Raw genomic sequence first — 13861 nt, forward strand, 5'->3', positions numbered from 1 at the left:
AGGGTCGGGGCAGGGCAGGCGACAGCAAGCCCGCCACCGGCCAAAACGGGAGAATAGAGCATGAGCAACTGGTTGGTAGACAAACTGATCCCTTCGATCATGCGTTCCGAGGTGAAGAAGAGCTCGGTGCCGGAAGGCCTGTGGCACAAGTGCCCGGCGTGCGAAGCCGTGCTGTATCGTCCGGAGCTGGAAAAAACACTCGACGTCTGCCCCAAGTGCAACCATCACATGCGTATCGGCGCCCGTGAGCGTATCGACATCTTCCTCGATGTCGAAGGCCGCGCCGAGCTGGGCGCTGACCTGGAACCGGTCGATCGCCTGAAGTTCCGTGATGGCAAGAAGTACAAGGATCGCCTGACCGCCGCGCAGAAGCAGACCGGCGAGAAGGACGCGCTGGTCTCGGTCAGCGGCACACTTATGGGCATGCCGATCGTGGTCAGCGCCTTCGAGTTCTCCTTCATGGGTGGTTCGATGGGTGCCATCGTCGGCGAGCGCTTCGTGCGCGCAGCCAACTACGCCCTGGAAAACCGTTGCCCGATGATCTGTTTCTCCGCCTCCGGCGGTGCGCGCATGCAGGAAGCGTTGATCTCGCTGATGCAGATGGCCAAGACCTCGGCGGTGCTGGCGCGCCTGCGTGAAGAAGGCATCCCGTTCATCTCGGTACTGACCGACCCGGTCTATGGTGGTGTGTCCGCCAGTCTTGCGATGCTGGGTGATGTCATCGTCGGTGAACCGAAGGCGCTGATCGGCTTCGCCGGCCCGCGTGTGATCGAGCAGACCGTGCGCGAAAAACTGCCGGAAGGCTTCCAGCGCAGCGAGTTCCTGCTGGAGCATGGTGCCATCGACCTGATCATCTCCCGTCATGAGCTGCGTCCACGCCTGGCCCGCCTGCTGGCACAGATGACCGGCCAACCGACTCCCGAGCAGGCAAAAGAAGCGGCCGTCGTCGCGTGATGAGCCAGCGTACCCTGGGCGAGTGGCTCGCATACCTCGAGCAGTTGCACCCTTCGGCCATCGACATGGGCCTGGAGCGTTCACAGCAGGTGCTGGCGCGCCTCGCGCTCGGTCGGCTGGCGCCGAGGGTGGTGACGGTCACCGGCACCAACGGCAAGGGTTCGACCTGTGCGTTCATCGCCTCGTTGCTGCGTGCCCAGGGCTTGAAGGTCGGCGTGTACAGCTCGCCGCACCTGTTGCGTTATAACGAGCGGGTGCTGATCGATGGCGTCGAAGCCAGCGATGAGCGTCTGTGCGAAGCCTTCGCCGCCGTCGAGGCGGCGCGGGGCGAGATTTCCCTCACATACTTCGAGATGGGTACATTGGCGGCCTTCTGGCTGTTCCAACAGTCGCAGCTCGATGCCGTGGTGCTCGAAGTGGGCCTGGGTGGCCGTCTGGACACCGTGAACGTGGTAGACGCCGACATGGCGCTGGTGACCAGCATCGGTGTCGACCATGTCGATTACCTGGGTGATACCCGTGAACGGGTGGCCTTCGAGAAGGCTGGCATCTTCCGTGCGGGCAAGCCGGCGCTATGTGGCGACCTGGACCCACCGCAGCCACTGCTGGACAAGGCCGCCGAACTGGCTGCGCCGCTTTTCCTGCGTGGCCGTGAGTTCGACCTGGACAGCGCCGAAGGCCGCTGGAGCTGGCGTGGCACCTCGACCGATGGTCAGCCGGTGGCGCTGCATGACCTGCCGCTGCTCGACCTGCCCATGGAAAACGCTGCCCTGGCACTGCAGGCCTACCTGCTGATGGGCTTGCCGTGGCAGGCCGAGCAGGTTCGCCGGGCGTTGCTCGATACCCGCATTACCGGTCGCCTGGACCGTCGCCAGTTGACCTGGCAGGGCAAGACGGTGGAGCTGCTGCTGGATGTCGGGCACAACCCGCATGCCGCCGAGTACCTGGCTCGCCGCCTGGCCGCGCGTCCGTTGAAGGGGCGTCGGTTGGCGGTGTTCGGCCTGCTCGCCGACAAGGACCTGGAGGGCGTGATCGCGCCACTGCAGGGCCTGGTCGACGACTGGGCGGTAGCCCCCCTGGATACCCCGCGCAGTCGTGCGGCTGCCGAACTGGCCACTGCCTTGACGAACCAAGGTGCTACGGTGAAGTCTTATGCCAGTGTCGCCGCTGCCCTAGAAGGGCAGTGTGCACAGGCAACGGCGGATGACCAGATCTTGCTGTTCGGTTCGTTTTTCTGCGTCGGCCAAGCCCTGGAATGGCTCGAGCGGCAGGTCCCGGAGGATGGAGTAGATGGCAGTGCTGGATAAAGGGATGAAGCAGCGCATGGTCGGTGCGCTGGTGCTGGTGGCGCTGGCGGTGATCTTCCTGCCGATGCTGTTCACCCGCGAGGACGAGATGCGCCAGGTGCGCGTCGAGGCGCCCCAGGCGCCGGCCATGCCAAGCCTTCCCGACGTCAAGGTGGAGCCTGTGCAGGTGCCGGAGCCTCAGGCGCTGCCTGATCCCTCGGAGCAACCGCCAGTGGTGGTCGACGAGTCCACTGCACCGGTCAGCGCGCCAACCCAGCCGATCACGCCGTCACCTGCGCAGGTCGCCCAGGTGCCGGTGGCCAAGTCGCCAGCCCCAGCACCTGCCGCTAAAGCTGAAGCGCGCCCGGTGCCGCCTGCCACTCCCGCACCTGCTGCCACTGCCAGTGCAAGCAAGCCGGCGACAGCGTCGAAGATCGACGCCAACGGCCTGCCGGTGAGCTGGTCGATCCAGCTGGCCAGCCTGTCCAATCGCGCTGGGGCCGATAACCTGCAGAAGACGCTGCGCAGCCAGGGCTACAACGCCTACATCCGGTCGGCTGACGGCATGAACCGGGTATTCGTCGGCCCACTGATCGAGCGTGCCGAAGCCGAGCGCCTGCGTGATGTGATCAACCGCCAGCAGAATCTCAAGGGTATCGTGGTTCGTTTCCAGCCGGAACGAGGCTAATTCCTGGCGGCCCTGCCAGATCAGCGTATTGACGCCGGTCGGGCGGGGCCGTTTTTCATTCGGATTCCACCCCTCGCAAGAGCTACAAAGTTGTCCTGGAAGTCAAGCTGCAGGCCTTCAACGACCTGACATTCCGCTTACCCCAAGCCCTCCGCTCTGTTAAAATACGCCGCCTCAAACGTCTGCAGGCAGCACCGTGGCATTTACCTGGGTTGATTGGGCGATCATTGCGGTCGTCGCCGTTTCCTCACTGATCAGTCTCAAGCGCGGCTTCGTCAAGGAAGCCTTGTCCTTGCTCATCTGGATCATTGCCGGCGCGGTCGCCTGGATGTTCGGCGGGTCGCTGTCGCAGTACCTGGAGAGCTATATCCAGACACCCTCGGCACGGATCATCGCCGGGTGTACCATTCTTTTCGTCGCCACCCTGCTGGTGGGGGCGATGATCAACTTCCTCGTCGGCGAGCTGATCCGCGTGACCGGGCTGTCCGGCACCGATCGTTTCCTCGGCATGGTGTTCGGCGCCGCGCGCGGGGCCTTGCTGGTGGTGGTGGCCGTCGGCTTGCTCAGCCTGGGCCCGGTGCAACAGGATCCGTGGTGGCAGGAATCACGCCTGATACCACAATTTCTATTGGTCGCTGACTGGTCGAAGAACCTGATTCTCGGTTTCGCCGGTCAGTGGATGTCCAGTGGGATCAGCTCTCCAGTTGATCTTCCGTTCAAGGAACAGCTGCTCGGTCCATCCCGGCCCTGAGCGCTTTTCACTCAAGTTTCGTCAAAGTAGGGGTTGCGTCGCATGTGTGGCATCGTCGGTATCGTCGGTAAGTCGAACGTCAATCAGGCGCTGTATGACGCGCTAACGGTCCTCCAGCACCGCGGCCAGGACGCTGCCGGTATCGTGACCAGCCATGACGGCCGGTTGTTCCTGCGCAAGGATAATGGCCTGGTGCGCGACGTCTTCCAGCAGCGCCACATGCAGCGCCTGGTCGGCCACATGGGCATCGGCCACGTGCGCTACCCGACCGCGGGCAGCTCCACCTCGGCCGAGGCTCAGCCGTTCTACGTCAACTCGCCGTATGGCATCACCCTGGCGCACAACGGCAACCTGACCAACGTCGAACAGTTGGCCAAGGAGATCTACGAGTCCGACCTGCGTCACGTCAACACCAATTCCGACTCGGAAGTGCTGCTCAACGTGTTCGCCCATGAACTGGCCGTACGCGGCAAGCTGCAGCCGACCGAGGAGGACGTGTTCGCGGCGGTCTCCCATGTGCACAGCCGCTGTGTCGGTGGCTATGCGGTGGTGGCGATGATCACCGGCTACGGCATCGTCGGCTTCCGTGACCCCAACGGCATTCGTCCGGTGGTGTTCGGCCAGCGCCACACCGACGAAGGCGTCGAGTACATGATCGCCTCCGAAAGCGTTGCCCTGGACGTCCTCGGCTTCACCCTGATCCGTGACCTGGCGCCAGGCGAGGCCGTGTACATCACCGAAGAAGGGCAGATGTACACCAAGCAGTGTGCCAACAACCCGAAACTGCAGCCCTGCATCTTCGAGCATGTCTACCTGGCTCGTCCTGACTCGATCATGGACGGTGTCTCGGTGTATAAGGCGCGTCTGCGCATGGGCGAGAAGCTGGCCGAGAAGATTCGCCGCGAGCGCCCGGAGCACGACATCGACGTGGTCATCCCGATCCCGGACACCAGCCGCACCGCGGCCCTGGAGCTGGCCAACCACCTGGGTGTGAAGTTCCGCGAAGGCTTCGTCAAGAACCGCTACATCGGCCGTACCTTCATCATGCCCGGCCAGGCCGCGCGCAAGAAATCGGTACGCCAGAAGCTCAATGCCATCGAGCTGGAATTCCGCGGCAAGAACGTGATGCTGGTGGATGACTCGATCGTACGCGGCACCACCTGCAAGCAGATCATCCAGATGGCCCGTGAGGCAGGCGCGAAGAACGTCTACTTCTGCTCCGCGGCGCCGGCTGTGCGTTACCCCAACGTCTACGGCATCGACATGCCGAGCGCTCACGAACTGATCGCCCACAACCGTACCACTGAACAGGTGGCCGAGTTGATCGGCGCCGACTGGCTGATCTATCAGGACCTGCCGGACCTGATCGACTCGGTCGGTGGCGGCAAGATCAAGATCGAGCACTTCGATTGCGCGGTGTTCAACGGTGAATACGTTACCGGCGACATCGACGATGCCTACCTGGACCGTATCGAACAGGCTCGCAACGATGCGGCCAAGGTCAAGACCCAGGCTGTCAGCGCGATCATCGACCTGTACAACAACTGACTTTGGGCTTTTTAGGAGTAACGGCATGACGGATCAATGGGATGCCGGACGGCTGGACAGCGACCTGGAGGGTGTCGGTTTCGACACCCTGGCAGTGCGTGCCGGTCAGCACCGTACGCCCGAGGGCGAGCACAGCGAAGCGCTGTTCCTGACCTCCAGCTATGTCTTCCGCACGGCCGCCGATGCGGCTGCGCGTTTTGCCGGTGAAACGCCGGGCAACGTTTACTCACGCTACACCAACCCGACCGTGCGTGCCTTCGAGGAGCGCCTGGCGGCCATGGAAGGTGCAGAGCAGGCCGTGGCGACGTCCACCGGCATGGCGGCGATTCTCGCCGTGGTCATGTCGCTGTGCAGCGCTGGCGACCACGTGCTGGTGTCGCAGAGCGTGTTCGGCTCGACCATCAGCCTGTTCGAGAAGTATTTCAAGCGCTTCGGTGTGCAGGTGGACTATGTGCCGCTGGTCGATCTTGGTGGTTGGAAGAACGCCATCAAGGCCAATACCAAGCTGCTGATCGTCGAGTCGCCGTCCAACCCGCTGGCGGAGTTGGTGGATATCGGCGCACTGGCCGAAATCGCCCACGCCGGTGGCGCGATGCTGGTAGTGGACAACTGCTTCAGCACGCCGGCGCTGCAGCAACCGCTCAAGCAGGGGGCCGATATCGTCTTCCACTCCGCGACCAAGTTCATCGACGGCCAGGGCCGCAGCATGGGCGGCGTGGTTGCCGGTCGTGCCGAGCAGATGAAGGAAGTGGTGGGCTTCTTGCGTACCGCGGGGCCGACCCTCAGCCCGTTCAACGCCTGGATTTTCACCAAGGGCCTGGAGACCCTTAAGCTGCGCATGCGTGCGCACTGCGAGAGCGCGCAGGCCTTGGCTGAATGGCTGGAACAGCAGGAGGGTGTGGAAAAGGTGCATTACGCCGGCTTGCCAAGCCACCCACAGCACGAACTGGCCAAGCGCCAGATGAGTGGCTTCGGCGCGGTGGTCAGCTTTGAGGTCAAGGGCGGCAAAGAGGGCGCCTGGCGCTTTATCGACGCCACTCGGGTGATTTCGATCACCACGAACCTGGGTGACAGCAAGACCACCATCGCCCATCCGGCGACCACCTCCCACGGTCGTCTGAGCCCGCAGGAGCGCGAGGCGGCCGGCATCCGTGACAGCCTGATTCGTGTTGCGGTAGGGCTTGAGGACGTCGTCGATCTGCAGGCCGACCTGGCGCGTGGGTTGGCAGCGCTGTGATCGACTGGACAGGTGGCGAGCCAGACCATAACGGTCGGGTGGCCTTGGTAACCGGTGCCGCCCGCGGCATCGGCCTGGGCATCGCCGCCTGGCTGATCTGCGAAGGTTGGCAGGTGGTGTTGAGTGACCTGGACCGCCAGCGCGGTGCCAAGGTTGCCAAGACCCTGGGCAGCAACGCCTGGTTCATCGCCATGGACGTCTCCGACGAGGCCCAGGTCAGCGCTGGTGTGGCGCAGGTGCTGGGCCAATTCGGGCGTCTGGATGCGCTGGTGTGCAACGCGGCCATCGCCAACCCGCACAACCATACGCTCGAGAGCTTGAGCCTTGCGCAATGGAATCGTGTATTGGCGGTCAACCTCAGTGGCCCGATGCTGTTGGCCAAGCACTGTGCGCCTTACCTGCGCGCGCATGGCGGGGCGATCGTCAACCTGGCCTCCACACGTGCACGTCAGTCGGAGCCGGACACCGAAGCCTATGCCGCAAGCAAGGGCGGGCTGCTGGCACTGACCCACGCCCTGGCCATGAGCCTGGGGCCGGAGATCCGGGTCAACGCCGTCAGCCCTGGTTGGATCGACGCCCGCGATCCGTCCCAGCGCCGCGCCGAACCCCTCACCGAAGCCGACCATGCCCAGCATCCAACGGGCAGGGTAGGGACGGTGGAGGATGTTGCGGCACTGGTGGCCTGGCTGTTGTCGCGTCAGGCCGGATTCGTCACCGGCCAGGAATTTGTGGTCGATGGCGGCATGAGCCGCAAGATGATCTACAGCTGACGCGCCACTTGCCGCTGTGCAAAGCAAAAGGAGCCGACAAGGCTCCTTTTTCGTTCTGACGCTTTTTCAGGTTTTTGAAAAAAAATTCAACGGGGCTATTGACTTAGCATCGGTACCTGCGTAAATTTCGCGGCCTCAGCGAAGCAAACGCAACAAGCAACATCGCGAGGGTGATTAGCTCAGCCGGGAGAGCATCTGCCTTACAAGCAGAGGGTCGGCGGTTCGATCCCGTCATCACCCACCACTTCCTGAGATTGTTCCTGGCCCAGGGCGCTTCGAAAGAAGCTTCCTACCAGAGAGGAACAGGACGCAAGTCCATATGCGCAGCGGTAGTTCAGTCGGTTAGAATACCGGCCTGTCACGCCGGGGGTCGCGGGTTCGAGTCCCGTCCGCTGCGCCACTTACTTCAACAGATGGGTGAGCTTCACCGGTCTGTGGCATGAAGGCAAGACCTTTCTGCCAGATCCCAGTTTCAAGCAGGTTACGGCCTGCGAGATACGCAGCGGTAGTTCAGTCGGTTAGAATACCGGCCTGTCACGCCGGGGGTCGCGGGTTCGAGTCCCGTCCGCTGCGCCATCTTCTGCTTCGAGGCCCTAGAACTCCTCCAAGCGACATTGAAGGCGATAACCCAATCGCCTTTTTTGTGCCTGCAACACCAGCGTCATGCGCTGGCACGCAGATCCCAGTTTCAAGCAGGCTTCGGCCTGTGCGATACGCAGCGGTAGTTCAGTCGGTTAGAATACCGGCCTGTCACGCCGGGGGTCGCGGGTTCGAGTCCCGTCCGCTGCGCCATATTCGCTTCGAGGTCACTGAACCCCTCGAAGCACAAAGAAAGCGACCTTAGGGTCGCTTTTTTTGTTTCTGTGGCCTGGTGAATGGCTAGTGCCGGCCTTGGTATCAATCGCCAGTGCTGTTAGACATCGGCGTGAAGCTGACGGGGTCACTCCGAACATTTACCCGATGCTGACAGACTCTTCACCGACCAGCGGTTTCAGCGACCCAGCGATGTGTTGCACAATAGGCACCATTCGTTCTTCCCGGAATTGACAATGTCCAGATCTACCGTCTCTGTAGCGCTCGGGCTGGCCCTGGTGCTGGCGGGTGTTTCCGGCTGTTCCTCAAAAAAGGCAGCGATCTACGAACACGAGAACTTCGACGACTCGGGGACGTTCTCGCGCAGCTTCCAGGTCAGCGATGCCGGGTCGTGCGAAGCCGCGCGTCGGGCATTGCTGAGCCAGGGCTATATCATCACCAGCAGTGACGCGAGCCAGGTGGCGGGCAACAAAAGCTTCCAGCAGAACGCCGAGAACCACCTGCAGATCAGCTTCAACATCACCTGCGCCCCCGACAGCAGCGACGATCAGCGTTCGACGATCTTTGCCAACGCCCTGCAGGATCGCTACACCCTGAAAAAATCCAACACCTCGGCCAGCCTCGGTGTCGGCATCCTCGGCTCGGTGTCGATGCCGATCGGCTCCACCGACGACTCTATGGTCAAGGTGGCCAGCGAAACCGTGACTTCGCCGCAGTTCTACGAGCGTTATTTCGCGCTGGTCGAAAGCTACCTGCCAAAACCGAAGAAGCAGAAAAAGGCCGCCCCTCAGGTGGAGGCGCCCAAGCCTGAAAAACCGGCGCAGGAGTTGGGCTTGCCCGAGCCTGCGGCATTGGCCCCGGCCGCACAGCCAGCGGCGGTGCCGGTGTCTGGCAGCGCGCCGCAGGTCGAGCCGGCAGCGCCGGTGACTCCTTCGGAGCACGCGCCATCGCCGACCGCTGCAGCACCGGCCGCCAGCGAGGCGCCCGCGGCGCCAGTGGTCGACGATAGCCAGGGCTCCCAGCCTATTGCGCCGCCGGTCGAAGCTGCGCCGATCCAGGTGCAGCAAGCGGCACCCACCGGCGAGCCGGTACCTTCGTCACTCTAGGGAAATGCTTCATCTGCTGTTACACACGTACTGCGGTTAACGACCTGAACGCCTGCTACGTTTATTCCTCATGGGGATGTCATGATTCCTTCATCCGGCCCGCTTAGCTTGATGGCCAGACCCATGAAAAAATGAATGCAAGAGGACGCAGGCCAATGGACGACTATCAGGAAGAACTTCTCGAATTCCAGGCATATGAACTGGATACCCCGGAGGCGGCGGAAGACGCCACCGAGCTCTAGCCTACTTGCCGCTGATGGCGGCGAAACTCCCCCGGTGTCAGCCTCGTCCAGCGCTTGAATGCGCGCTGGAAGGCTTCGGCCGATGCAAATCCCAGCAGATAGGCGATTTCACCGAAGGCCAGCTCAGTGTCGCGGATATAGGTTTCGGCGAGGTCGCGTCGGGTGTCGTTGAGCAGGCCGCGAAAGCTCGAGCCTTCCTCGGCCAGCTTGCGACGCAAGGTCCAGGTGGGCAATTGCAGGTGGCGTGACACTTCCTCCAGGTCAGGCTCCCGTCCGCCGTTGAGCAATGGGCCGAGCAGATGTGTGATGCGCTCGCCCAGGCTGCGCACACGCGTGCGCTGAGTCAGCTCCGTCTCGCACAGTTGCAGCAGGTGCTGCCAGGTACTGGGGCAGTGGTGTGGGTTGCCCAGCGCGAGGGCGGCCTGGCCGAGGCGCAGCTGGTTGCTGGCGGCATCGAACTGCACGGGCGTGCTGCACAATGGTTGGTACAGGGTACTGTAGGCGGGCGCCTCGAACTCGATTTCCATGCGTTCGGCCAGCAGCGGCGTGCCAGCCAGCCCTGACAGCTGTGCCAGCCAGCCGGCCAGCAACGAATCGACCACGAAGCGGTTGTAGGTGTTGTACGGGCTGATCGAATAAAAGCGCAGCCAGGCCCCTTGGGCGTCTTCGATGAAGGCCGAGCTGCCACGATAGTTGGCAGCGTACAGCGGCTCATAGCGCAGCAGGGTACGTGCGGCCTCGCGCACGTTCGGGGCTTGCGCTGCCGTCACGCCTGCCAGGCCGGCCTGGGCCAGGCGGCTCAGGCGTCCCATACGCAGCCCCAGAGCGGGCTCGGCACTGAGCTCGATGGCTGCATGCCCCAGGTGCATGTAGCGGGGAATCGACAGGCGGGCACCGGCTTCGTTCATGCGCATGGCATCCAGCCCATAACGTTGCAGCAGCGGTGCCGGGTCATATCCGAGCTCCTGCAGGGCTTCAGTCAGGGGCTGGACGAAACCTACCGAGAGGTCACCCAGGCGCACGCGTGGCTGGCGCATGCCCTTACAGCCACAGGTTCAGCAGGCGGGCCCCCTGGCTGGGATTGCCAGCCAGTTGCGCGCCCGCCTGGTTGGCAAAGCCCTGGCCGTCGCTGCCCAGCTCCCAGAACTGGCCGCGCAGGAAGACACTGATGCTTGGCAGCTTGGGGTTGGCGGCCAGGATCAGTTGACGCCAAGCCGCCTCTTCACTGACTTCGCCTTTGCTCAGCGGCAACTGGTTGGCAGCCTGTTGGTGGCGGTTGCCGCGCCAGGGTTCCTGCCAACTTCCCTTGCCACTGAGAAACACCGGATTGGCGATCAGTTGCACCGACTGGTGAGCCAACAGTTCATGGTTGCGCGGATACCAGCTGTCGCTGCCCACCAGTACACCCAGGCGCCCCGCCGGGGTCTGCACGACCTGCAGTGGCTGGGCCTGGCCATCTTGAATGAAACGACGGACCTCGCTATCGGCGTATTGCTGCAACTGCGGCTGGCCAAGCGGTGTGCCATCGCTGGCGAACACCAGGCTGCTGTTGAACAGGGGGCCTTTGCCGACATGCAACTGGCCCTCCTCGACATAAGGCGACGGGAGCACGATGGAGCCGGCCACCAGGGTGACGCCGAACTCGCGGGCCAGGCCGCCAAACAGTTGCTGGTAGTCAGCGGCCATCTGCCGCGCCTTCATGCGCAGGTGCGCGTCGGAGCGGCGATCATCACCAGTGGCCGCCAGCATGGCCAGGCCGTAGCGCACGGGGTTGCTCAGCTCCAGCCACTGCCAGGCCTCGCGGAACTGGGTGACCTGGTACAGCTCCTTTTTCTCGCCGCGGGCCCAGAGCCAGGTGCCGATGTGCTCGGGTAGCACCACCACCGTTCGCGGGTTGACCAAGCCTTGGGCACGGGCCTGTTCCAGATAGGCCGAGAGCTTGCGGTGCAGGCGCCCGAGGTTCTGGTAGTCGCTGGGGTAGAGCAGCGGCTCGATGCCCAGCAGGTTGCCGTGCTCGCCGGGTACCCCCTGGTTGAGCGCCAGTTCGATGCGCAAATCGGACAGGTAATGACCTTCCGGGCGCTGTTGGGTCCAGAAGCCATAGCTGAACAGGGCGGCGATCATCACCAGCGCCAGGGCGCTTGCCAGGAGTTTGCGCATGAAGCGGTACGGCATCTTGAGGCCAAGGGTGCTCTAGGGTAGTCCCGCTGTGCAGCAGGATCAATAAGTTGTCAGTTTCGATCATTGAGCCGGTTCAAACGCCTGTTTAATGTCGACGGCAGACAAACGACGGGGCCCGTGTGAGGCACCCGCATTCCGTGATCACGCCTCATCAGGAGTCCCTCCATGGCTGCCGAACGTTACCCACACCTGTTGGCCCCGCTCGATCTGGGCTTCACCACCCTGCGTAACCGCACCCTGATGGGCTCCATGCACACCGGTCTCGAAGAGCGCCCGGGTGGCTTCGAGCGGATGGCCGCCTACTTTGCCGAACGTGCCCGTGGCGGGGTGGGCCTGATGGTGACCGGCGGTATTGCGCCGAACGACGAGGGTGGCGTGTACTCCGGTGCGGCCAAGCTCAGCACCGACGAAGAAGCCGATAAGCATCGGATCGTCACCGAGGCGGTGCACGCGGCAGGGGGCAAGGTCTGTCTGCAGATCCTGCATGCCGGACGCTACGCCCACAGCCCGCGGCAAGTGGCGCCCAGTGCTATCCAGGCACCGATCAACCCGTTCAAGCCCAAGGAACTGGATGAGGCGGGCATCCAGAAGCAGATCGATGACTTTGTGAACTGTTCGGTACTGGCCCAGCGTGCCGGCTACGACGGCGTCGAGATCATGGGTTCGGAAGGCTACTTCATCAACCAGTTCCTCGCCGCGCACACCAACCACCGCACTGACCGCTGGGGTGGCAGCTACGAGAACCGCATGCGTCTTGCGGTAGAGATCGTCGGACGCGTACGTGAAGCGGTGGGCCGTGAGTTCATCATCATCTTCCGCCTGTCGATGCTCGATCTGGTCGAGGGTGGCAGCAACTGGGACGAGATCGAGCAGTTGGCCAAGGCCATCGAGCAGGCGGGCGCCACCTTGATCAACACTGGCATCGGCTGGCACGAAGCGCGCATCCCGACCATCGCGACCAAGGTGCCGCGCGCAGCGTTCAGCAAGGTAACCGCCAAGCTGCGCGGCGCAGTGCAGATTCCGCTGATCACCACCAACCGCATCAACACGCCGGAAGTGGCCGAAGCCGTGTTGGCCGAAGGCGATGCCGACATGGTATCGATGGCCCGGCCCTTCCTCGCCGACCCTGACTTCGTCAACAAGGCGGCCGAGGGCCGCGCGGACGAGATCAACACCTGCATCGGCTGCAACCAGGCCTGTCTGGACCACACCTTCGGCGGCAAGCTGACCAGTTGCCTGGTGAACCCGCGTGCCTGCCACGAGACCGAGCTCAACTACCTGCCCGTACGTGCGGTGAAACGCATCGCCGTGGTCGGCGCAGGGCCTGCTGGCCTCGCTGCGGCGACGGTCGCCGCCGAGCGTGGGCACGAGGTGACCCTGTTCGATGCCAGCGCCGAGATGGGTGGGCAGTTCAATGTCGCCAAGCGTGTGCCGGGCAAGGAAGAGTTCTTCGAGACCCTGCGCTACTTCGCCAACAAAGTGAAGAACAGCGGCGTGACGCTGCGCCTGAACACCCGTGTCGGTGTCGACGAACTGGCGGCGGGCGGCTTCGACGAGATTATCCTGGCTACCGGGATCACCCCACGTACGCCAACCATCCCCGGGGTCGAGCATGCCAAGGTTCTGAGCTACCTTGATGTGCTGCTCGAGCGCAAGCCAGTAGGTGAGCGGGTTGCCGTGATCGGCGCCGGTGGTATCGGGTTTGACGTCAGCGAGTACCTGGTGCACAAGGGCATCGCCACCAGCCAGGATCGCGCTGCGTTCTGGAAGGAGTGGGGTATCGATGCCAGCCTTGAGGCCCGCGGCGGTATCGCGGGGGTCAAGCCTGAACCCCATGCCCCGGCACGCCAGGTCTATCTGTTGCAGCGCAAGAAGACCAAGGTCGGCGACGGCCTGGGCAAGACCACTGGCTGGATTCACCGTACGGGTCTCAAGAACAAACAGGTACAGATGCTCAACAGCGTCGATTACCTGAAGATCGATGATGCGGGCCTGCATGTGCGCATTGGCGAGGGCGAACCGCAGGTGCTGGCGGTGGACAACGTGGTGATCTGCGCCGGGCAGGAGCCGCAGCGCGAGCTGTATGAAGGGCTGCTGGCCAAGGGGCAATCGGTGCACCTGATCGGTGGTGCGGATGTCGCTGCCGAGCTCGATGCCAAGCGCGCGATCAACCAGGGATCGCGCCTGGCAGCGGAGCTCTAGGAAGACCGAGCTCCAGGAAGACATACTTAGCACCGACTGTCCGTCTGGTGGCGGCAACCTCTCGATTTTCAAAAGAGATTGCC

General features: G+C 63.3%; 11 protein-coding genes and 4 tRNA genes. 13 read left to right on the forward strand and 2 right to left on the reverse strand.

The window, feature by feature from the left end:
* Positions 1–60 precede the first annotated feature (60 nt).
* The 12 genes from accD to ACMGGG_RS06095 all read left to right on the forward strand — a co-directional run bounded on the left by accD (position 61) and on the right by ACMGGG_RS06095 (position 9153).
* Positions 61–954 carry an acetyl-CoA carboxylase, carboxyltransferase subunit beta gene (gene accD, locus ACMGGG_RS06040; protein WP_054893105.1) on the forward strand — a complete coding sequence of 298 codons (894 nt, stop codon included), beginning with the start codon at positions 61–63 and terminating at the stop codon, positions 952–954.
* On the forward strand, positions 954–2261 hold the full coding sequence (folC, locus tag ACMGGG_RS06045; protein WP_112897763.1) for a bifunctional tetrahydrofolate synthase/dihydrofolate synthase: 1308 nt from the start codon (positions 954–956) through the stop codon (positions 2259–2261). The genes accD and folC overlap by 1 nt, the downstream gene beginning before the upstream one ends.
* The gene (locus ACMGGG_RS06050) at positions 2245–2928 is read left to right on the forward strand and encodes an SPOR domain-containing protein (protein ID WP_063543873.1); all 684 of its coding nucleotides are present in this window, start codon (positions 2245–2247) and stop codon (positions 2926–2928) included. Before folC ends, ACMGGG_RS06050 begins: the two co-directional genes overlap by 17 nt.
* Before the next feature lie 196 nt (positions 2929–3124).
* The gene (locus ACMGGG_RS06055) at positions 3125–3679 is read left to right on the forward strand and encodes a CvpA family protein (RefSeq protein WP_054893108.1); all 555 of its coding nucleotides are present in this window, start codon (positions 3125–3127) and stop codon (positions 3677–3679) included.
* Positions 3680–3721: 42 nt separating this feature from the next.
* Positions 3722–5227 (forward strand): amidophosphoribosyltransferase, encoded by a 1506-nt coding sequence (purF, locus tag ACMGGG_RS06060; protein ID WP_063543875.1) that lies wholly within the window; start codon positions 3722–3724, stop codon positions 5225–5227.
* 25 nt (positions 5228–5252) lie between these two features.
* Positions 5253–6464, forward strand: coding sequence for an O-succinylhomoserine sulfhydrylase (locus ACMGGG_RS06065; RefSeq protein WP_063543877.1), 1212 nt, complete (start codon positions 5253–5255; stop codon positions 6462–6464).
* Entirely contained in the window at positions 6461–7234 is a 774-nt protein-coding gene (locus tag ACMGGG_RS06070; RefSeq protein WP_063543879.1) for an SDR family oxidoreductase, read from the forward strand. Before ACMGGG_RS06065 ends, ACMGGG_RS06070 begins: the two co-directional genes overlap by 4 nt.
* A gap of 168 nt (positions 7235–7402) precedes the next feature.
* Positions 7403–7478: transfer RNA gene (locus ACMGGG_RS06075), tRNA-Val, on the forward strand.
* 79 nt (positions 7479–7557) lie between these two features.
* A tRNA-Asp gene (locus ACMGGG_RS06080) sits at positions 7558–7634 on the forward strand.
* Between the two features lie 99 nt (positions 7635–7733).
* A tRNA-Asp gene (locus ACMGGG_RS06085) sits at positions 7734–7810 on the forward strand.
* Between the two features lie 139 nt (positions 7811–7949).
* Positions 7950–8026, forward strand: a tRNA-Asp gene (locus ACMGGG_RS06090).
* Positions 8027–8283: 257 nt separating this feature from the next.
* Positions 8284–9153 carry a DUF2242 domain-containing protein gene (locus ACMGGG_RS06095; RefSeq protein ID WP_112897766.1) on the forward strand — a complete coding sequence of 290 codons (870 nt, stop codon included), beginning with the start codon at positions 8284–8286 and terminating at the stop codon, positions 9151–9153.
* A 238-nt stretch (positions 9154–9391) separates the two neighbouring features.
* Here the strand turns inward: ACMGGG_RS06095 and ACMGGG_RS06100 are convergent, their stop codons facing one another.
* Together ACMGGG_RS06100 and ACMGGG_RS06105 are read right to left on the reverse strand one after the other, a co-directional pair.
* Entirely contained in the window at positions 9392–10432 is a 1041-nt protein-coding gene (locus ACMGGG_RS06100) for an AraC family transcriptional regulator (RefSeq protein WP_414155048.1), read from the reverse strand.
* 4 nt (positions 10433–10436) lie between these two features.
* On the reverse strand, positions 10437–11555 hold the full coding sequence (locus ACMGGG_RS06105; protein ID WP_063546687.1) for a nitrilase-related carbon-nitrogen hydrolase: 1119 nt from the start codon (positions 11553–11555) through the stop codon (positions 10437–10439).
* 186 nt (positions 11556–11741) lie between these two features.
* Here ACMGGG_RS06105 and ACMGGG_RS06110 point away from each other — a divergent pair, with 186 nt between their 5' ends.
* On the forward strand, positions 11742–13778 hold the full coding sequence (locus ACMGGG_RS06110) for an FAD-dependent oxidoreductase (RefSeq protein WP_414155049.1): 2037 nt from the start codon (positions 11742–11744) through the stop codon (positions 13776–13778).
* Positions 13779–13861 lie beyond the last annotated feature (83 nt).

This window comes from Pseudomonas sp. BNK-44-b (genome assembly GCF_047456245.1).
Lineage (GTDB): Bacteria > Pseudomonadota > Gammaproteobacteria > Pseudomonadales > Pseudomonadaceae > Aquipseudomonas > Aquipseudomonas machongensis.

What these genes read in the sequence shown, in the direction of transcription:
- ACMGGG_RS06110 (WP_414155049.1), top strand. Translation starts at nt 11,742, where the DNA reads ATGGCTGCCGAACGTTACCCACACCTGTTGGCCCCGCTCGATCTGGGC.
- purF (WP_063543875.1), top strand. Translation starts at nt 3,722, where the DNA reads ATGTGTGGCATCGTCGGTATCGTCGGTAAGTCGAACGTCAATCAGGCG.
- folC (WP_112897763.1), top strand. Translation starts at nt 954, where the DNA reads ATGAGCCAGCGTACCCTGGGCGAGTGGCTCGCATACCTCGAGCAGTTG.
- accD (WP_054893105.1), top strand. Translation starts at nt 61, where the DNA reads ATGAGCAACTGGTTGGTAGACAAACTGATCCCTTCGATCATGCGTTCC.
- ACMGGG_RS06105 (WP_063546687.1), bottom strand. Translation starts at nt 11,555, where the DNA reads ATGCGCAAACTCCTGGCAAGCGCCCTGGCGCTGGTGATGATCGCCGCC.
- ACMGGG_RS06065 (WP_063543877.1), top strand. Translation starts at nt 5,253, where the DNA reads ATGACGGATCAATGGGATGCCGGACGGCTGGACAGCGACCTGGAGGGT.
- ACMGGG_RS06100 (WP_414155048.1), bottom strand. Translation starts at nt 10,432, where the DNA reads ATGCGCCAGCCACGCGTGCGCCTGGGTGACCTCTCGGTAGGTTTCGTC.
- ACMGGG_RS06095 (WP_112897766.1), top strand. Translation starts at nt 8,284, where the DNA reads ATGTCCAGATCTACCGTCTCTGTAGCGCTCGGGCTGGCCCTGGTGCTG.
- ACMGGG_RS06050 (WP_063543873.1), top strand. Translation starts at nt 2,245, where the DNA reads ATGGCAGTGCTGGATAAAGGGATGAAGCAGCGCATGGTCGGTGCGCTG.